This window comes from [Clostridium] polysaccharolyticum (genome assembly GCF_900111595.1).
Lineage (GTDB): Bacteria > Bacillota > Clostridia > Lachnospirales > Lachnospiraceae > Clostridium_AI > Clostridium_AI polysaccharolyticum.
The window spans coordinates 25,546-46,828 of record NZ_FOHN01000018.1 but is presented as its reverse complement, the minus strand read 5'-3'; the positions used below and the strand labels follow the sequence as shown (position 1 = coordinate 46,828).

Below are 21,283 nucleotides of genomic sequence, written 5' to 3'. Positions count from 1 at the left end.
AATGGAAAAAATATGTCAGTGTTTGAAATGTGGATTAAAGAATTGGCATGTTGGTAATAAACCAAAGCTGAAAATAGAACAAGGTGTTTGCGAAATTTGTTCTCAGTCTGGAAACCGTACAATTAGCCAGAGAGATACTAGACCTTTAGATAAATTTTTTCAAAGAAATAAAGGAAAATATGACTATGATTGTATCGTATTATTTACAGGGGGAAGAGACAGCAGTTATAGCCTGAAGTTCTTGAAGGAGCATTATGACTTGAAAATTCTAGCATTGACTTGGGATAATGGTTTTTTTTCTGAAGAACATAGGCGCAATATTGAACAGGTAACAAGAAAACTTGAGATCGATCATCAGTATCTAGATGTTGACTGGCGGTTAATCAGAGAGATTTATCAGAATCGTTTACGCAATTTAGGTCGTTTTTGCAATTGTGTTCCTCTTGTATTCTTGTTTGCGGCCCCATTTATTTTACAGAAAAAAGCACCTGCAGTTGTGTTTTCTACTTCAGTAGCACAGACCATTACTGCTATTACAAAAGAATTTGGCAGTGACTGCAGTGATGAGGTGCTTGCTGAACAATTAGCAATTTGGGGAATTTCCAGTATAGATACATTAGCACAGCAGATGTATGAAATTCTTTGTATAGATCTCCTTGCAGGCGAATATGATAAGGAAATTTTAGATATGCTGAAACCATTTGTACAAGCTTTAGTGCAGTTAAAAAAGAAAGAAGATATTTCTGTAATTACGCCATCCTGCTTTTTTGAATGGAAAGAGAAAGAAATCTGTGATTCATTGGAGGAACTTGGTTGGAAAATTGGAGGTAATAGGGATAGTTTTAATCATTCCAGTTGCATGGCAGAAGAAGTCAAATCATATTTATCCTTTAAGCAGCAGCAAATCAACATGGATGTTTTAGAATTTTCTTATTTACGAAGAAATCAGATTATAACAGAAGAACAGCTTAATAGTCTGCTTATGAAAAGTGGATATACCGATCAGGTGCCAGCTTACTGGAAGGAATTTTTAAAGAAAGTTCAAATATCACAAGAGGAAATGAATGAAATTCTTCAGAGTAAGATTGGTACACGAGGCTACATCGAATTAAATTTAGATACTGCAGAATATTTAGGGTTTGATCATGTGGAAGAATTACAGGAACGAGTAAAGCATCTAATCCAGACGCGGATTTTGATTTAATTAAAAAGGATGAGAATATGGAAAAAGTTACGTTTCATGAAATAAAAGAATTGTTAGAGATTGAGCGGAAAAAGCTAAAGCAGCAGAATTGCGATATATCGGATGTTTTAAAACTGAATTTTGCATTTCCAGCAATGCTCTTTAAAAGTAAGAATATGCAGATTGACAAGGTTTTTCTTCAGAAAATAATTGTTTCTGGTGTGCCTTGTCAAATCATAAGGCATCCAGAAGCTGATTCAAAACGTAAAATTTTATATTTGCATGGAGGTGCATTTGTTTGCGGAAATATAGAAGATTATTTGCATTTCTGTTCAGAGTTAAGCAAACGTACAAAATGTGAAATCGTATTTCCTGAATACAGGCTTGCACCGCAGAATCCATTTCCAGCGGCATCAGATGATTGTTTCGCTGTTTATAACGGGCTGGTACAAAACTGCTCAAATGAAGAAAAGTTATACATTGCGGGTGATTCGGCAGGTGCAACATTGAGTCTGGTTACATTGTTTCAAGTTATGGAACAAAATATAAAGAAACCCGATGCAGTAGTAACCATTTGTGTAAGTGTCGACGAGGAGCGAAATGCAGCATCATGGAAAACAAATCGAGATGTAGATTTTACTTTGGGGATTTTTGCACAGCATTTAGTGCAAGATAAAGGAAGACATTCGGTTTATTTGCAAGGATATTCTCCTAAAGATAAAATGGCTTCTCCTATTCATGGAAATTTCAAAGATTTTCCACCAGTATTAATACAAGTGAGCAATAAAGAGTGTTTAAGAGATGATTCGCTTCTTCTGTATTTGAAAATGTGTGATGCTTTAGTTGATGTGGAACTTGAAGTTTATGATAATGTGCCTCATGTTTGGCATTTGTATACACCGTTTTTGGAGGAAGCAACTGTAGCAATAGATAAGATAGGTGAATTTTTACAGAAAAGAGGTTGATTATGGAAAAGGGTAGATTTAAATTTGACGTCGCATATAATTTTGATGAGCATTTGGCAGAAGAATTGCAGAAAGCAGGCAATGTGCATTGTGTATATGCAAAGCTGAATTCAGATCTTGTTGGTGGGGGAAGACCTTCCTCTGCATTGCCTAATATCAGTATGGAAGAATTGGGAAGGCATATAAAGAAAGTACATGACTGTGGAATGAAATTTAATTATTTGCTTAATACCATGTGTGTTGGAAATCGGGAACTAGAAAAAGAATACTTTGAAGATGTTATAGATTATCTTGATAAGCTATGTAATATGGGAATTGACAGTGTGACGGTGGCCAATCCGTTTATTTCTAATATGGTTAAGCAAAGATTTGGTGATAAATTAGAGATATGTCTTTCTGTAAATGTAAGAGTGAGTTCTCTTCAGCAGATCAAATACTGGGAAGAGTTTGGAATTGATGAAATTACGTTGGATCAAATTGTAAACAGAGACTTTGATGTGTTAGAGAAGATTCTGTTACATACAAAACAAACAGGTACAAGAATTCGTCTGTTTGCTAATAATATTTGCCTTCATGACTGTCCAATGCGTTCATATCATGGATTGGCGAATTCACATGCATCACAGGAAAATCAAAAGGGAAGAGAGCATTTAAACTATTATTACTATAAATGTACAGCAATGAAGGTGAGAGATCCATATAAGCTTATTGCTGCAACATGGATTCGGCCAGATGACTTACCGTATTATTATGAACTTATGGAGAAGACCAGAAATCATAACGTGCTTATAAAACTTGCAGAACGTTCCTCTACCAATGATTACTTGATAAAAATTTTAAATGCTTATAATGATGAACATTATGATGGAAATCTAATGGATATAATTTATCCAATTCAAGGAAAATTTTTGATTCCGCCTAAAAAGGAAAGAGCAAATAGAGAGGATTATTATACTCCTGAAATGATGCAGGAAATAGTAAGTACATTTAATCTAGATTGGTTTAACATTGATAACAGAAAGTTAGATGGATTCTTAGAAGGATTTTTGAAACATAATAATTGCAAGGATAAAATATGTTCCAGTAAAAGTGAAGGCATAAGTTCTTGTACATATTGTTATCAGTGGGCAAAAAAAGCAGTAATCTGTGATGAGGAAAAACAGAAACAGTATTTAAATAATGTAAATGATATTATCAATCGGATGGAAACTGGACAGATGTTCAAGTAATTTAGAACACAAGGATATGACCAGTATAAGCATAGAAAAAATGTAAGTATTTATTGACATCTAACAGAAAATCTGATATTATTTCGTTAGCTAAAATGCGGTGAAGAGAAGGAGTACATATTATATGAATTTCAGAGAAAGGATGTTTGGTGAGAATCCTTATTCCGATAATATGGAAGGTAGTCTCGGAGCAGTGTCGCTGAAAAATGCTGAGTAGGTGGCAACGTTTTTCTCTCGTTACGGGAAGCAATATTATGTAGGTAGTATTGATTGAGTGCAGAAATTTGTTTCTGAAGTTAGGTGGTATCACGGATGTAATCATTCGCCCTAGGTTAATTCCTAGGGTTTTTTTAAATTTTATTTTGCGAGGTAAAAGTATGGAAATTAAAGGAACACAGCTATTTGTTAAGGCATTGAAAGAAGAAGGAGTTGATACATTATTTGCTTATCCAGGTGGAATGGCTATTGATTTATTTGATGCACTCTATGATGCAGAGGGGTTAAATGTTGTTCTTCCTCGCCATGAACAGGGGCTAATTCATGCAGCAGATGGATATGCACGTTCTACAGGGAAAACAGGGGTTTGTCTTGTAACTAGTGGTCCTGGGGCTACGAATCTTGTAACAGGAATTGCAACAGCAAATTATGATAGTGTGCCTTTGGTATGCTTTACTGGACAGGTTATGACAGGGTTAATTGGTAATGATGCGTTCCAGGAAGTTGATATTGTAGGAATTACCCGGAGTATCTGTAAGTATGCAGTTACAGTAAGAGATAGAGAAAGCCTAGGCCCAATTATTAAAAAGGCTTTTTATATAGCAAGAACAGGAAAGCCAGGTCCAGTTGTGGTAGATATACCAAAAGATTTGCAGCAGGCACTTGGAAGTGATTTTTATCCAGATGAAATTAATATAAGAAGTTATAAGCCAAGTATTGATATAAACAGGATGCAGTTAAAAAGGGCATTGACTTGTCTTTATAAAGCAGAGAAGCCAGTTTTTCTTATTGGAGGTGGAGTAAATATTGCTCATGCACAGGAAGAAATGACAAGGCTTTCAGAGATAACAAATATTCCAGTTATTACAACAATAATGGGTCGTGGCGCAATTCCAACTGATCATAAGAACTATGTAGGAAATATAGGGATGCATGGTAATTATGCTTCTAATCATGCTATTAGCGAATGTGATGTTATGTTTTCTATTGGAACGCGTTTTAATGACAGAATCACTGGAAAAATTGAGAAATTTGCTCCAAATGCAAAAATTATACATATAGATATTGATCCGGCTTCTATTTCTCGTACTATAAAAGTAGATATTCCGATTGTTGCAGATGCAAAAATTGCAATAAATGAAATATTAGGTAAGGCAAAACCTATGAAAATAGAGAAATGGACAGAAAAGATTGAAGCATGGAAGAAAGAGTATCCGTTATCCATGGCACAGTATGAAGGAATAACTCCACAAACTGTTATTGATAAGATTAATACTATGTTTGACGATTTAGTAATAGCAACAGATGTTGGCCAGAATCAGTTATGGACCACTCAATATATTGCATTAAATGGTCATAAGCAGCTTTTGACTTCTGGAGGTCTTGGAACAATGGGTTATGGTTTTCCAGCTGCTATAGGTGCACAGATTGGTAATCCAGACCGTTATGTAATTTGTATCAGTGGTGATGGTGGAATGCAGATGAACATACAAGAGTTAGCAACAGCGGTTACTTTGGAAATACCGGTTATTATCTGTGTCTTTAACAATGGATTTTTAGGAAATGTTAGGCAATGGCAGGAGATGTTTTTCAATAAGAGATATTCTAGTACTTGCCTAAGATATCGAAAAGGCTGTGAACGGAAATGTGACTGGTCCTTTAAAGAGTGTCCTCCATATATACCTGACTTTATGCAGCTTGTAAAAAGTTATGGCGCAGAAGGAATTCGTGTATTTAAAGAAGATGAGATAGAGAGTGCATTAAAGGCGGCTAAGGAAAATAGAAAAACTCCAACATTGATTGAGTTTATTATTCAGGAAGAAGAAAATGTACTTCCAATTGTTCCTGGCGGAAAGACTCTGGAAGAAATGATTATGGAATAAATTGAATATTGGGAGCAGGATTATGAAAAAGAGATGGATTTGTTTATTTGTAGAAAATGAAGTAGGCGTATTGGCTAAGATATCTGGATTATTTTCGGCTAAAGCATATAATGTTAGCAGTTTAACGGTAGGGATGACAGAAGATGTTACTATATCAAGAATGACGATTAGCCTGATGAGTGATGATCAGACATTTGAGCAGATTATTAAGCAATTGAATCGAAGTGTTGAAGTTATTAAAGTGATTGATTATACAAATATGCCTATTCATATGGAAGAGTTAATGTATATAAAGGTACTAAAAGTAACGGAAAAGGATAAAGCTGAGATTTTCAGAATTACAAAAGTATTTGAAGTTAAAGTAATTGATATGGGTAAGACAAGTGTTTTGCTAAAGTGTTCGCAGACCGAAGAAAAAAACAATAGTTTGCTTAATTTAATGAAATTAGAGTTTACGAATCGTATTGAAGTAGCAAGAGGAGGAAGTGTTGCAATTGAAGCAATCAATATGCCGGCAGATTAATTTAAAACAAATCAAATGGATTGTGTGTGTTACGTATAAAAGGAATTTGAAGACATAAGTTATATTTCCAATTTCCCCCGCATATATTGTATTAGTGCATATGGAAAGGGGATAGTTATGGACAATTTTGACGTATATAACGATATTTCAGAACGGACAAATGGCGAAATATACATAGGCGTAGTAGGACCTGTCAGAACTGGAAAGTCAACTTTTGTGAAACGCTTTATGGATTTGCTTGTAATTCCTAATATAAGCGATATACATAGTAAAGAGCGGGCAATTGATGAGCTTCCACAAAGTGCTGCCGGAAAGACCATTATGACAACGGAGCCAAAATTCATTCCGAAAGAAGCAGCCAGAATTCAGTTATCGGAAGATAAACAGGTGGATATCCGGCTGATTGACTGTGTAGGCTATATGGTAGATGGAGCCCAAGGCCATATTGAAAACGATCAGGAGCGTATGGTAAAAACGCCTTGGTATGATTATGAAATTCCATTTACAGAAGCAGCAGAAATCGGTACCAAGAAGGTCATTAAAGACCACTCTACCATTGGCTGTGTCATTACAACAGATGGCAGTTTCGGGGATATTCCAAGGGAAGGATATCTTGCAGCGGAAGAAAAGACTATTGATGAATTAAAGAAATTAGGTAAGCCATTTATCGTGTTGTTAAATACAAATCGTCCATATTCTGATGAAACAGCAAGTTTAGTAGAGGAGATGGAAATTGCATATGATGTTTCTGTTGTTCCAATTAACTGCGAGCAGTTAAGAAGAGACGACATTACTCGTATTATGGAACGCATTCTGGAAGCATTTCCAATTGCCCAGATAGATTTCTTTATGCCAAAATGGGTAGAAATGTTATCAGAAAGCCACCCGCTGAAACAGGATCTGATTTGTGGAGTGAAGGAAATTTTAAACCGTATGTCACTAATTAAAGATGTGAATTATGGAAATCTTGCAACAGACAGCAGCTACATTAAACGGATGAAATTAGACGATATTGATATGAAGACGGGACACATTAACGTTTCAGCAGAATTTGATGACCAGTATTATTATCAGATTCTTAGTGAGCTGATTGGAGAACCGATTGCAGGAGAATATGAATTTATCGCTACGATTAAAGAGCTGGCAGCAAAACGGAAAGAGTATGCAAAAGTTGGTGATGCCTGCAGCAATGTCAGAATGACAGGATATGGCGTAGTAACTCCAACAATGGAGGAAATTCATATTGAAGAGCCAGAGATTATCAAACATGGCAATAAGTTTGGCGTGAAGATAAAAGCGACGGCTCCGTCCATTCATATGATTAATGCTAATATTGAGACTGAGATTGCACCTATTGTTGGCAGTGAAGAACAGGCAACGGATTTGATTCGGTACATAAATGAGAGTACAGAAGACAATCCAAGTGGAATCTGGGAAACTAATATTTTTGGAAAGTCCATTCAGCAGCTTGTGGAAGAAGGAATTAACAACAAGGTCAATAAGTTAAATGGAGAAAGCCAGATTAAGTTACAGGAAACCATTCAGAAAGTAATTAACGACAGTAACGGTGGTCTGGTTTGTATTATTATATAGAATGTTTGAAGTCCAGCTGGCATACATAGAGGTGTTGGCTGGGCTATTTGTGTTAAAAAGATTTAGGCAGGGGAATGGAGGCCAGGAAACATATTTGACACAATATTGACAAGGTTAGAAGATATTGATATAATAACCACGTAACAAATGTAACATTTTTGTAATAAACAACGCAGGAAGAATGCGCATTGTAGGAGGAAATGTATGAAAAAGCAGTTATGGGTAATCGGCTTTGCTGGTTTTATGGGAATGAGTCTTTTGGCATTTGCAAAACCAGTGCCAGCTTCGTTGCTTAATGAGGTTTCCGTCGCCAGGGATGATTTATTAACTGAGAAATGTTATTCACCTTCAGAAGAAAAAGAGGCAACTCTTAGGAGTGCAGCTGTTAAATATACAGGATCAAAAGATGGCAGTCCATATTTGTTAAGTGGCTCTAAAGCAAAAGTTACTTCTGTTAATGGAGTGGTGCCAGATGACGAGGATGGACAGGAAGACAAAGCTGAGGTCAATGTGAGTGATCTGATATCGAATTTGAATTATGACAGATTAGGAATTGCAAAAGTTGATAATTGGCTGAATATTCGAGAGAAACCTGATATAGATGCTAAGATAGTTGGAAAATTACCAAAGAATGCAGGATGTAACATATATAGTATCAAAAAGGGCTGGGCGAAGATTAAATCAGGAAAGGTAACTGGTTATGTATCCAGCGAGTACTTAGTGACGGACAAAGAAGCCGAGGAATATGCATTAGAAGTTGCTACAAAAGTTGCCACTGTAAAAGCGGGAACGGTAACATTGAATACACGTTTTGTACCTAGTACAGATTCTGCTAAGTATACATTAGTTCCAGAAGATGAGGAACTGGAAGTGTATCGTGAAGATTTGAAAGAATCTTTTGTGAGAAAATTTGTCGACAAGTATTTTCATGGAGAAGAAGCACAGTATATTGCTGATGTTGATAAAAAAGCAATGTATAGACAGTTAGATAACTGGATGTGTGTTCGCCTTGATAATGAGAGAGTATTTATTTCCAAAGATTTTGTTGATGTTTCTTTCCAGTTAAAGAAAGCGGTTGCGGTAAAAGAACTGTCAGAAAATAAATCTGCTGGTGTTACTTCTGCCCGTGTCAGCATGGTGGAATATGCAAAACAGTTCTTAGGAAACCGTTATGTATGGGGGGGTACAAGCTTAACCAATGGAACAGACTGTTCTGGATTTACAATGAGCATCTATGCACATTATGGTTATGGTCTTCCAAGAACATCTGGAGAACAGGCTAACTATACAAGAAGTGTAAGTTCAGGAGATGTCCGGCCTGGAGATTTATTCTTCTATGGTAAAGGCGGAAACGTAAGCCATGTTGCTATGTATATTGGAAATGGCCTTGTCATTCATGCAAGTAATGAAAGAGATGGTATTAAGATATCTAATGCCTACTACCGTTCTCCAATTAAGATTGGCAGAGTAATTAATGATTAATGTAACGGCTGGCTTTGCAGGAACCGTTTGCAGTTTGATAAAAGAAAAGATCAGTAGCTGAAAGCTGCTGGTCTTTTTTGATAGGAGATTTTATATATCAGTAATTTAATGGCTGTTAATAATTTGCAGCATATGACCTGTAATAGGGGGAGAATAAATTGACAAGCCTGGCTAAGACACATATAATGATCCTTAAGAAAGTTGGAAAGGAAGAAGATATGAAATTTAGTAAAATGAATTACCAGCGTATACAATTGGATGAACTTCGCAACGAAGCAACCCAGATTATGAATCAGTTTGAAGCAGCAGAAAGTGGTGCAGAGCAATTTGAAATACATAAAAAATACTATGCACTAAAAGATGAAGTTGCGACTACCGTAATTATTGCCAGAATAAGACATGATATTGATACAGCAGATGAATTCTATAATCAGGAAAATGATTATTACGACGAAATTCTTCCAGAAATAAAGAACTTAGAAACAACGTATTTGAAGAAAGTATTTGAATCTCCTTACCGTAATGAGTTAGAAGAAAAGATAGGCAAAGTAGCATTTACCAATATGGATCTGAAGTTTCATTCCATTGATGAGAAGATCCTTCCGCTTATGAAACAGGAAAATGCGCTTACTTCTGAATATGCCAATTTAATTGCAGGTGCGAAAATTGACTGGAAGGGAGAAGAACTGAACTTATCCTTGCTTCGTAAATATATGACGGATAGTGACCGTGCTGTCCGTGCTATGGCTTGTAAAAAATACGAACAGTTCTTTCAGGAAAATGGTGAAGAATTAGACCGTATATATGACGAATTAGTAAAAAACCGTACAGAACAGGCTAGGATACTTGGATTTGAGAATTATATTGAGTTAGGATACAACCGTTTTAACCGCAACTGCTACCGTAAAGAAGAAGTAGAAGCATTCCGGAAGCAGATTAAAGAATACTTTGTGCCATTTGCAACAAAGCTCCACATTAAACGTCAGGAACGTCTGGGACTAAATGAATTGTCTTTTATTGATAATGATGTATATTTTAAAGATGGAAATCCTGCGCCAGCTGGAACTCCAGAAGAAATTATGGAAAATGGAAGAAAGATGTATCATGAGCTTTCTAAGGAGACTAAGGAATTCATTGACTTTATGATGGAAAATGAATTGTTTGACGTCCTAGGAAGAAAGACAAAAAAAGCAGGTGGGTACATGGAATTTCTTCCACAGTACAATGCACCATTTGTATTTGCAAACTTTAATGGCACAAGTGGAGATATTGATGTAATTACCCATGAAATGGGACACGCCCTTCAAGGTTATATTTCAGGTAAGGATCCAATTCGTGAACATGCGGATATTACTATGGAAACAGCAGAAATCCATTCCATGTCAATGGAGTTTTTTACAGAGCCTTGGATGAGCCTGTTCTTTGATGAACAGACAGAAGATTATATTCAGTCCCATTTTGAAAGCTGTGCCGTTTTTATTCCTTATGGCTGCATGGTAGATGAGTTCCAGCATCGTGTTTATGAGAAACCAGAGATGACTCCAGCACAACGTCATGGAGTATGGGCAGAGTTAGAAAAAGCATACCGGCCACATCTTTCCTATAAAGGATATCCTTATTTCGAAAAGGGCGGTTTCTGGCAGAAACAGCTTCACATATATGAATTGCCATTCTATTATATTGATTACTGCATTGCCCAGATATGTGCGTTCCAGTATAAAATCTGGATGGATGAGAATTACAAAGAAGCTTGGGAAAGCTACCTGCATTTATGTGAATTATCAGCAAGTGATTACTTTGTAAATCTTGTAGAAGAGGCTGGACTGGAAAATCCTTTTAAAGAAGGCATTGTTAAGAAAATGGTTGGAAAGCTGGAAGAAAAACTGAATTAGAATAAAATTAAAAACCTTTGTTTTGCGGCAAAGGTTTTTTTGGAGCTAATGGAATCAATAATATTTTGGAGGTAAATGGATAAATGATATATACAGTTACTTTAAATCCATCTCTGGATTATGTGGTAGAAATAGACGAGATGAAGCTAGGTGGGATAAATCGTTCTAAAAGTGAACATATGCTTCCTGGTGGAAAAGGAATAAATGTTTCAGTTGTATTAAAGAATCTAGGTGTTCCAAGTGTAGCACTTGGTTTTGTTGCGGGATTTACGGGAGACGAAATCGTGAAAAATGTTTCTGATTTAGGGATAGATGTAGACTTTATTGTTTTAGAAGAGGGAATGTCACGTATTAATGTGAAATTAAAAGCCGCAAAGGAAACAGAAATTAACTGTGCTGGTCCTTATATTTCTCAGGGGAATGTAGAAAAATTGTATGCAAAGCTTGATAAATTACAAGAAGGGGACGTTTTGGTTTTAGCAGGAAGTATTCCGAATTCTGTGCCAGACTTTATCTATCAGGACATTATGATACGTCTTGCCAAAAAGAACGTTATGGTTATTGTGGATGCCACAAAAGATTTGCTTTGCAATGTTTTAGAAAAACACCCATTTTTAATAAAGCCAAACATTCATGAATTAGGGGAGATTTTTGGCGTTGAATTAAAAAACAATGAAGAAATAATTACCTATGGCAAGAAGCTTCAGGAAAGAGGTGCAAAAAATGTACTGATTTCCATGGCAGGAGACGGAGCCATTTTCTTAGGTGAAGATGGAAGTGTATACGAAAGCCCAGCACCAAAAGGTACGGTTGTAAACTCCGTAGGTGCAGGAGACTCTATGGTGGCAGGTTTCCTTGCAGGGTATTTAGAGAAAAAAGAATACCAGCATGCATTTAAAATGGGAATTTCAGCAGGAAGTGCCAGTGCATTTTCTAAAGATTTAGCTACGAAAGAGGAAATACAAAAGGTTTATAATGGTTTATCGTTTGTTTTAGACAGAAAGGATATTATAGGTTAGCAGTTAAAGTTTATGGGAAGAAAAGAAGGTGATCGCCTTCTTTTTGTTTCCCTTGCGTATCTACATGAAATTATGTATAATAAATAGTAATTTTGATTAAGGTGGGGTTCTATGGAAGTTGTAATTGCAATAGCAGTTGTGCTGCTTTTTTTAGTAATTAAGGGAGTATATGACAGCAGGCAGACGAAAAAAATTATTATGATGCAGATAAAAGATGCATGGGGGCAGTACCCGGAAGCAGAACTTACACCAGAACGGATTGATGCAATTCGGACATACTATAATGCAACAATGCGTCCAGGACAGGATGTAGATGACATTACATGGAACGATGCCAATATGGATGAAATATTTGAAATGATAAACAATACCTGCTGTTCTATTGGAGAAGAGTATCTTTATGCAGTATTGCGTAAACTGGAATATAAAAATGAAGTATTAGAAGAACGTGAGAAGTTAATTGCGTATTTTCAAGAACATACAAAAGAGCGTGAATCCGTACAATATGCATTAAGGCAGATGGGAAAGCTTAGAACAATGTCCTTTTATAAGGAACTAAGGCATATTAAGGAAAATATAGAGCGAAAGAAAGTACATGGGATTTACTGTGGAAGGATGGCTGCTTCTATTATATTGCTGGCATTGGCAGTTTTGCAATCCTGGCCAATAGTTCCATTTATTGTTATAACTATTGTATGTTTAGCTGATAATGTTATAAAGTATTACAAAAGAAAAGCGGATATTGAGAACAGCTTTTTTATACTGACACATATATTAAAACTTCTTTATGGAGCGGATTTACTGTTAGAATTAGACTGTGAGGCTATTAATCCTTACCGTTCACAGCTTGAACAGATGGTGAACCAATATTCGTCCTTCAGAAAGAAAGCAAAGTTTATCACAGGCGGCAATAACATGTCGGGAGATTTACTGGATATTATTATGGACTATGTGAGAATGATTTTTCATATGGATCTGATCATGTTCGATTCTATGATAAAAGATTTAGAAAGCAACACAGATGAATTACTAGGCATTTATGAAATAATTGGCAAATTAGATGCTTTTATAGCCATAGCATCTTTCAGGACTTTTTTAAAGGGAGAGTACTGCATTCCGAAACTGTACCAACAGGCAAAACCCAAATTAGATGTGGAAAATATGTACCATCCATTTATAGAGGAGCCAGTTAAGAATTCGATTCACAGCAATTCCTGTCTTTTAGTCACTGGTTCCAATGCATCTGGTAAATCAACTTTTATAAAAACAGCTGCAGTTAACGCCATACTGGCACAGACTATTCACACCTGTACATGCCAGAAATACAGTGCAAGTTTTTTTCAAGTATATTCCTCTATGGCTTTGACAGATAATCTCCTTGGAAAGGAAAGCTATTATATAGTAGAAATCAAATCCCTAAAGAGAATCTTAGACAGTGCCAATGACAGGGTGCCAACATTGTGTTTTGTAGATGAGGTGTTAAGAGGAACCAATACCTTAGAGCGTATTGCAGCATCTTCACGAATTTTAGAATATTTAGCAAGGTTAAATGTACTTTGCTTTGCAGCAACCCATGATATTGAATTAACTTATATATTAGAAAAACATTTTCAGAATTATCATTTCCAGGAAGAAGTAAAAGAGGATCAGGTAGTATTCGATTACCAGCTGCGTCCAGGACGTGCTACATCAAGAAATGCCATTAAGCTTCTAAAAATGATGAATTATCCTATGGAAGTGGTAGAGAAAGCAGGGAATGAAGTCAATCACTTTCTGAATACAGGTTCTTGGAACAATATTTGATTTGGAGGAAATTATGGAGATTAGTATTTATACAGATGGTGCCGCAAGGGGCAATCCGGACGGACCAGGTGGTTATGGGACCATCTTGGTATTTGTAGACAGTAAGGGACAGACTCATATGCGTGAGTATTCCCAGGGATATAAAAAGACAACAAACAACAGAATGGAACTGCTTGCAGTTATCGTGGGCCTTGAAAAGCTTACTAAGCCTTGCAATGTAAAATTGTATTCTGATTCTCAATATGTGGTGAAAGCATTTAATGACCATTGGATTGACGGATGGATTAAGAAAGGCTGGAAGCGTGGGAAAAATGAGCCTGTTAAGAATGTTGATTTGTGGAAACGTTTATTAGAAGCTATGAAACCTCATCAGGTAGAATTCATCTGGGTAAAAGGGCACAATGGCCATGAGATGAATGAACGCTGTGATGTATTAGCAACAGCCGCAGCAGATGGCAGCGATTTATTAGACGATGTGGTACAAGAGTAAGATAAAGCAGGAGGATAGGTTATGACGAAGCTGACACCAATGATGCAACAATATATGGAAACAAAAGAACAGTATAAAGATTGCCTTTTGTTTTATCGACTTGGTGATTTTTATGAAATGTTTTTTGAAGATGCCATTACATGCTCAAAGGAACTGGAAATTACTTTAACGGGAAAGGCATGTGGTCTGGAAGAACGTGCGCCAATGTGCGGAATTCCATACCATGCAGTAGATGGCTATTTAACGAAATTAGTCTCAAAAGGATATAAAGTGGCAATCTGTGAACAGGTGGAAGATCCCAAAATGGCTAAGGGAATTGTGAAACGTGAGGTTGTTCGAATTGTAACTCCAGGTACTAATCTGAGCATGCAGTCTTTAGATGAGTCTAAAAACAATTATCTAATGGGAATTGTGTATATAGATGGCTGTTATGGGCTTTCCGTAGTAGATGTTACAACAGGTGATTATCTGGCAACAGAAGTAGATTCTAACCGTAAATTAATTGATGAAATTAATAAGTTTATGCCTTCTGAAATCATCTGTAATGATGCTTTTTTTATGTCTGGAATTGATATAGAAGATTTAAGAAACCGCTTGCAGATTGCCGTATCTTCACTGGATAGCTGGTATTTTGATGAAGCTTTGTGTGAACGTACTTTGAAAGAACATTTTAAAATCAATACGTTAGATGGTCTTGGATTATCAGAATTTCGTGTTGCAACAGTAGCTTCTGGTGTGGTTCTTCAATATCTGATTGAGATGCAGAAAACTTCACTGGAGCATTTAACAACAATTACTCCTTATATTACAAGCAAGTATATGCTGTTAGACAGTTCCACCAGAAGAAATCTGGAAATTGTGGAAACCTTGAGGGAAAAGCAGAAACGGGGATCTTTGCTATGGGTGCTTGATAAGACCAGGACTGCGATGGGTGCAAGACTGCTTCGTACTTTTATTGAACAGCCTTTAGTAGATGCAGACGAAATCCATGAGCGTCTTGATGCAGTAGAAGAACTGTCCAAGGAGATGATTAGCCGTGAAGAGATTCGGGAGTATTTAGGACCTGTTTATGATTTGGAACGTCTTATAAGCCGTATTTCCTATAAGTCAGCGAATCCAAGAGATTTAATCGCATTTCAGAGTTCCCTAGCAATGCTGCCACCTGTTAAGACGATTATGAATAGCTTTCAGACACCATTTTTAATGAAAATCAATGATTCTCTGGATACGTTAGAAGATGTATGTAAGCTTATTGAAGATGCCATTACAGAAGAACCACCATTGGCAGTCAAAGAAGGCGGAATCATTAAGGAAGGATTCCGAGAAGATGTGGATAAGCTTCGCAAGGCCAAAACAGAAGGAAAGACCTGGCTTGCGGAATTAGAAAATAGAGAGAAAGAAGCTACTGGGATTAAAAATCTGCGTGTGAAATATAACAAAGTATTTGGGTATTATTTGGAAGTCACTAATTCCTATAAAGATTTAGTACCAGATACCTGGACAAGAAAACAGACATTAACCAATGCAGAGCGGTATACGACACCAGAGTTAAAAGAGCTAGAAGATGTCATTTTAGGAGCAGAAGAAAAACTGTATGCTCTTGAATATGATATTTTCTGTGAAATCCGAGATGGAATCGGTGCACAGATAAGACGGATCCAGAATACAGCAAAAGCTATTGCGAACATTGATGTATTTGCATCCCTTTCCACAGTTGCCCAGCAGAACAGTTTTGTAAAACCGGAACTGAACCAGAAAGGAATCATTGACATCAAAAAAGGAAGACATCCAGTAGTAGAAAAGATGTTAGCGAACGATTCTTTTGTAAACAATGACACGTATCTGGATAATGGAGAAAAACGAGTTTCTATTATTACAGGACCGAATATGGCAGGTAAGTCCACTTACATGAGACAGACTGCATTAATCGTTCTTATGGCACAGATCGGAAGCTTTGTTCCAGCAGAATACGCAAACATTGGAATCGTGGACCGTATTTTTACTAGAGTAGGGGCTTCCGATGACCTTGCTTCCGGACAAAGTACCTTCATGGTGGAAATGACAGAAGTAGCCAATATTTTAAGAAATGCCACGAAAAACAGTCTGCTTATTTTAGATGAAATTGGACGTGGAACTAGTACTTTTGATGGCTTGAGTATTGCCTGGGCTGTGGTAGAGCATATTGCCAATCCAAAAATACTTGGAGCAAAGACACTGTTTGCAACACATTATCATGAGCTGACGGAGTTAGAAGGAAAACTAGATGGTGTAAATAATTACTGTATTGCAGTAAAAGAGCAAGGCGATGATATTGTCTTTTTAAGAAAAATAGTTGCAGGCGGTGCAGATAAGAGTTATGGTATACAGGTAGCGAAACTGGCAGGAGTTCCAAAAGAAGTATTAAAACGTGCTAACGAACTTGTAATACAGCTAAGCAATCAGGATATTTCAGAAAATGCCAGAAAGATTGCGGACAGTCATGTGAAAAAGGAAAAACAGGAACAGGAAAACACATCCAAAGAGGTAGAAGGCCAGTTATCCTTCTTTACCATGATGAAGCCAGAAAAACAGGAAAAGAATGAGATTGTTGAAGAAATAGAAAGACTGGATATTACACAGATGACACCAATGGATGCCATGAATGTATTATACCAGCTCCAGAAGAAAGCAAAACAGATAAAATAGAGAGATCTTGTATATTTATATAGAATATACATAAGAAAGGGTTTAGAAAGATAAAGGGGTGAAATAATGGCAAAGATAACATGCTTAGATTCCAGTACCATTAACCAGATTGCAGCAGGAGAGGTTATTGAAAGACCAAGTGCAGTCGTAAAAGAGCTAGTTGAGAATTCCATTGACTCTGGGGCAAAAGCCATTACTGTAGAAATTAAAGATGGCGGGACCAGTCTGATTCGTATTACGGATAATGGATGCGGAATTGAAAAAGAAGAAATTTCCCTTGCATTTATGCGCCATGCCACAAGTAAAATACGATCTGCCGATGACTTGCTAAAAGTTATGAGTCTTGGATTCCGTGGCGAGGCACTTGCCAGTATTGCATCCATTGCTCAAGTAGAAGTGATAACTAAGACACCAGAAGATTTAACGGGTGTCCGTTACCGCATAGAAGGTGGAGAGGAAAAGGGAACCGAAGAAATTGGCTGTCCTGATGGAACAACTTTTCTTGTACGGAATCTTTTTTTCAATACACCAGCCAGAAAGAAATTTTTAAAGTCCAATAATACAGAAACGGGATATATTAATGATCTGGTGGAACGGCTTGCAGTTTCCCATCCGAATATTGCATTTAAGTTTATTAGCAAAAACCAGACCAGGCTTCACACATCTGGTAACGGCAATATGAAAGATATCCTGTACCATATCTATGGAAGGGATATTGCAAAAGAATTACTGCCAATTGAAACACAAGACAATGTTGTAAGGCTCTCTGGCTTTATAGGAAAGCCTGTGGTATCTAGAGGCACGAAAGCATTGATGAATTACTATGTTAATGGGAGATATGTAAAAAGCTTGGTAATTCATAAGGCAATTGAGGAAGCCTACAAGCCATATTCTATGACACACCGTTATCCGTTTACTTCACTTATGATCGAAGTAGCACCAGAATGGATTGATGTAAATGTTCATCCAGCCAAGATGGAAGTACGGTTTCATGACAGTCAGGTAATTTACGAGATTGTTTATAAGGCAATACGTGATGCGTTAAGGGAAACAGAGTTTATACCAGAAGTCACAATTGACGAAACGAAAGCCAAGAAGCCTGAAAATACGGTTGATGTAAGCGTACCAGAACCTTTTGAGAAGCAGAGAATGGCTGATTTTACAGCTTTCCATGCAGACAGGCCACAGCCAGTTAAGGAAGAATACGGTGGAATCAATCAGTTCTTTGCGGCAAGGAAGGAAAGAGGATTTCAAAATGAGGCATCTGGACTTTCTAAAGCGGAGGAAAATCTTTTTGAAGGAAGTCTGGCAGAAACAGTAGAGACCAATAAGAAGCCAGAGCAGGTTTCTTTATTTGAAGGAAAACTGTTAGCACAGGAGAATATTAAGAAGCATCATATTATTGGGCAGCTGTTTAAAACCTACTGGATTGTAGAGTTTGAGGATAAAATGTATCTGATCGACCAGCATGCAGCCCACGAAAAGGTATTGTATGAGAGAAATATGGAAAATCTTAAGAAAAAGACGGGATTGTCCCAGATGGTAAATCCACCGATTATTGTTACGTTATCTCTTCGGGAAGAGATTGTCCTTAAAAATTATCTGGACCGTTTTAAAGAACTAGGTTTTGAAATTGAACCATTCGGAGGAAAAGAGTATGCTATATACGGTGTACCGGCAGACCTTTTAGGACTGGATCAGGAAGATATTTTCCTAGAACTGCTGGATTCTTTTATGGAAGAAAAAACAGAAGCTGCCCCAGATATGATTCTTCATAAAGTAGCCACGATGTCCTGTAAAGCAGCGGTAAAAGGAAATAGTGCCATGACTCTTACAGAAGCCCAAAAGCTGATCGAGGAGCTCTTGACATTGGAAAATCCGTATCATTGTCCACATGGACGGCCAGTCATCGTTTCTATGTCAAAGTATGAGATAGAAAAGAAATTTAAGCGAATTGTGTAGTGGAAAAACTACGTTAGCAGATGTTGAATATTGATAAAAACAAAAGGAAAGAGATGTAGCGAAAGAATGTTAGAGAAGAAGCCATTAGTGATTCTAACTGGACCTACGGCGGCAGGAAAGACAGAATTATCCATTCAGTTAGCAAAAAAAATGAATGGGGAAATCATTTCCGCTGATTCCATGCAGGTCTATAAATATATGGATATAGGTACGGCGAAAATAACCAAGGAAGAAATGCAGGGAGTCCCCCATTATTTAGTAGATGAGTTTGAGCCAGAAGAGGATTTTAACGTGGTGAGATTTCAGACTTATGCAAAAAAATATATGGATGAAATTTATGCAAAAGGAAAGATACCGATTGTTGTAGGAGGAACTGGATTTTATATTCAGGCGCTGCTTTATGACATAGATTTCGATGAAAATGATGCAGATACCCAGTACCGCAAAGAATTGGAACATTTAGCGGAAGAAAAAGGAGCAGAGTATCTTCATGAAATGCTTCAGAAAACAGACGAGAAAGCAGCCAGAGAAATTCATGCCAACAATGTAAAACGGGTGATTCGGGCACTGGAGTTTTACAAGCAGACAGGCAGGAAAATTTCAGAACATAATGAAACGGAACGCCAGAAGGAATCTCCTTATGAATTTGCTTATTTTGTGCTGACCGATGAGAGAAAAATCCTATATGAACGAATTAATCTTCGAGTAGATAAGATGATGGAGGCAGGTTTATTAAAAGAAGTAGAAGCATTAAAGGAAAGAGGACTTAGACGTGATATGGTATCCATGCAGGGGATTGGCTATAAAGAAATATTAGCGTATCTAGACAATGAGTATTCCTACGAGAAAGCGGTGGAGGTACTTAAGCAGGATACAAGGCACTTTGCAAAGCGTCAGCTTACCTGGTTCCGGAGAGAGAAGGAAGTTATCTGGCTAGATAAAAGTGTGATCGGCCGTGATACGGATTCTGTAATGAAAGCAATCGACAGAGAATTAAAAAAACGTCATATTATATAGAAAGAAGCATTCAGAATTATACCAAATGGAGGAAAGACATGAACGAGATGTATAAACAGTCTGGCATACAAGAAAGAGTATATGCCTTTGGAAAAAAAGTTGAGGAAGCATTAAAGGAACGTTTTGAAAAAATTGATGAGACTGCAGAGTATAACCAGCTAAAAGTAATTCAGGCTATGCAGAAAAATAAATTAAGTGACATTCATTTTGCGGCAACAACAGGATATGGATATAACGATTTAGGCCGAGATGTGTTAGAAAGTGTTTACGCAGATATTTTTAAGGCGGAGGCAGCTCTTGTACGTCCACAGATTACTTGTGGTACTCATGCACTGACAGTAGCACTGGCAGCCAATCTTCGTCCGGGAGATGAATTATTGTCACCAGTTGGCAAGCCATATGATACATTGGAAGGCGTAATAGGGATTAAGCCAGATGAAGATGGCAATATTGTGAAAGGTTCTCTTGCAGAGTATAACATTTCATACCGTCAGGTGGATTTGCTGCCAGACGGTGGATTTGATTTGGAAGGCATCAAAAAAGCAATAAATGAGAAAACAAAATTAGTAACCATTCAGCGTTCCAAAGGATATCAGACACGTCCCACTTTATCTGTAGAAAGGATTGGACAGCTAATTGCATTTATAAAAGAAATAAAGCCAGATGTCATCTGTATGGTAGATAACTGTTATGGTGAGTTTGTAGAAAGAATGGAACCAACAGAAGTAGGAGCTGATATATGTGCTGGTTCTTTAATTAAAAATCCAGGAGGAGGGTTAGCACCAATTGGCGGATATATTGTAGGAAAAGAAGAATATATTGAGCAATGTGCATTTCGTCTGACTGCTCCAGGTCTTGGAAAAGAAGTTGGAGCTACTTTAGGGCTAAATCAGTCTCTGTTCCAAGGACTGTTTTTAGCACCATCTGTAACTGCAGGTGCATTAAAAGGAGCAATCTTTGCTGCCAATATTTATGAAAAACTTGGCTTTTCTGTTATTCCAAATGGTACAGAAGAACGTTATGACATCATTCAGGCAGTGACACTTGGAAGTAAGGAAGCTATCGTTGCATTCTGCCGTGGAATTCAGGCAGCAGCACCAGTAGATAGCTTTGTTGTTCCAGAACCTTGGGCAATGCCAGGGTATCATTCCGATGTCATTATGGCGGCAGGTGCATTTGTACAGGGCTCCTCCATTGAGCTAAGTGCGGATGCTCCAATAGAAGAACCTTACGCAGTGTATTTCCAAGGAGGACTAACCTGGTATCATGCAAAACTTGGTATTCTTATGTCTTTACAGAAATTAGCGGAAGACAATCTGGTAACTTTATAAAGACAAAAGC

The 21,283-nt window shown here is 37.2% G+C and carries 15 protein-coding genes and 1 other annotated feature; all 15 genes read left to right on the top strand.

Annotation, left to right across the window (positions count from 1 at the left end):
• Window position 1: 1 nt before the first annotated feature.
• The 15 genes from BMY85_RS11235 (at window position 2) to BMY85_RS11165 (ending at window position 21,273) form a co-directional block, all read left to right on the top strand.
• Entirely contained in the window at window positions 2-1,204 is a 1,203-nt protein-coding gene (locus BMY85_RS11235) for an adenine nucleotide alpha hydrolase family protein (protein ID WP_092478374.1), read from the top strand.
• Between the two features lie 17 nt (window positions 1,205-1,221).
• A complete protein-coding gene (locus tag BMY85_RS11230) occupies window positions 1,222-2,148 on the top strand; it encodes an alpha/beta hydrolase (RefSeq protein ID WP_092478373.1) in 927 nt (308 codons plus the stop codon).
• Window positions 2,149-2,150: 2 nt separating this feature from the next.
• Window positions 2,151-3,377, top strand: coding sequence for a U32 family peptidase (locus BMY85_RS11225; protein WP_092478372.1), 1,227 nt, complete (start codon window positions 2,151-2,153; stop codon window positions 3,375-3,377).
• Between the two features lie 91 nt (window positions 3,378-3,468).
• Window positions 3,469-3,710: a binding site (T-box leader), on the top strand.
• Between the two features lie 44 nt (window positions 3,711-3,754).
• Window positions 3,755-5,476 carry a biosynthetic-type acetolactate synthase large subunit gene (gene ilvB / locus BMY85_RS11220; RefSeq protein ID WP_092478371.1) on the top strand — a complete coding sequence of 574 codons (1,722 nt, stop codon included), beginning with the start codon at window positions 3,755-3,757 and terminating at the stop codon, window positions 5,474-5,476.
• 22 nt (window positions 5,477-5,498) lie between these two features.
• A complete protein-coding gene (ilvN, locus tag BMY85_RS11215; protein ID WP_092478370.1) occupies window positions 5,499-5,999 on the top strand; it encodes an acetolactate synthase small subunit in 501 nt (166 codons plus the stop codon).
• A gap of 117 nt (window positions 6,000-6,116) precedes the next feature.
• Window positions 6,117-7,592, top strand: coding sequence for a stage IV sporulation protein A (spoIVA, locus tag BMY85_RS11210; RefSeq protein ID WP_092478369.1), 1,476 nt, complete (start codon window positions 6,117-6,119; stop codon window positions 7,590-7,592).
• Window positions 7,593-7,796: 204 nt separating this feature from the next.
• Window positions 7,797-9,074 (top strand): C40 family peptidase, encoded by a 1,278-nt coding sequence (locus BMY85_RS11205; RefSeq protein WP_092478368.1) that lies wholly within the window; start codon window positions 7,797-7,799, stop codon window positions 9,072-9,074.
• A 218-nt stretch (window positions 9,075-9,292) separates the two neighbouring features.
• Window positions 9,293-10,966 carry a M3 family oligoendopeptidase gene (locus BMY85_RS11200; RefSeq protein ID WP_092478386.1) on the top strand — a complete coding sequence of 558 codons (1,674 nt, stop codon included), beginning with the start codon at window positions 9,293-9,295 and terminating at the stop codon, window positions 10,964-10,966.
• An 83-nt stretch (window positions 10,967-11,049) separates the two neighbouring features.
• Complete coding sequence (gene pfkB / locus BMY85_RS11195) at window positions 11,050-11,985, top strand: 1-phosphofructokinase (RefSeq protein WP_092478367.1); 936 nt, start codon at window positions 11,050-11,052, stop codon at window positions 11,983-11,985.
• A gap of 111 nt (window positions 11,986-12,096) precedes the next feature.
• Window positions 12,097-13,788 carry a MutS-related protein gene (locus tag BMY85_RS11190; protein ID WP_092478366.1) on the top strand — a complete coding sequence of 564 codons (1,692 nt, stop codon included), beginning with the start codon at window positions 12,097-12,099 and terminating at the stop codon, window positions 13,786-13,788.
• 13 nt (window positions 13,789-13,801) lie between these two features.
• Window positions 13,802-14,278: a ribonuclease HI gene (gene rnhA / locus BMY85_RS11185; protein ID WP_092478365.1), complete on the top strand. Its 477-nt coding sequence runs from the start codon at window positions 13,802-13,804 to the stop codon at window positions 14,276-14,278.
• Window positions 14,279-14,299: 21 nt separating this feature from the next.
• Window positions 14,300-16,963, top strand: a complete 2,664-nt coding sequence (gene mutS, locus BMY85_RS11180) for a DNA mismatch repair protein MutS (protein WP_092478364.1) — start codon at window positions 14,300-14,302, stop codon at window positions 16,961-16,963.
• 66 nt (window positions 16,964-17,029) lie between these two features.
• Complete coding sequence (mutL, locus tag BMY85_RS11175) at window positions 17,030-18,925, top strand: DNA mismatch repair endonuclease MutL (RefSeq protein WP_092478363.1); 1,896 nt, start codon at window positions 17,030-17,032, stop codon at window positions 18,923-18,925.
• Window positions 18,926-18,991: 66 nt separating this feature from the next.
• The gene (gene miaA / locus BMY85_RS11170) at window positions 18,992-19,942 is read left to right on the top strand and encodes a tRNA (adenosine(37)-N6)-dimethylallyltransferase MiaA (RefSeq protein ID WP_092478385.1); all 951 of its coding nucleotides are present in this window, start codon (window positions 18,992-18,994) and stop codon (window positions 19,940-19,942) included.
• A gap of 38 nt (window positions 19,943-19,980) precedes the next feature.
• Window positions 19,981-21,273: a methionine gamma-lyase family protein gene (locus BMY85_RS11165; RefSeq protein ID WP_092478362.1), complete on the top strand. Its 1,293-nt coding sequence runs from the start codon at window positions 19,981-19,983 to the stop codon at window positions 21,271-21,273.
• Window positions 21,274-21,283 lie beyond the last annotated feature (10 nt).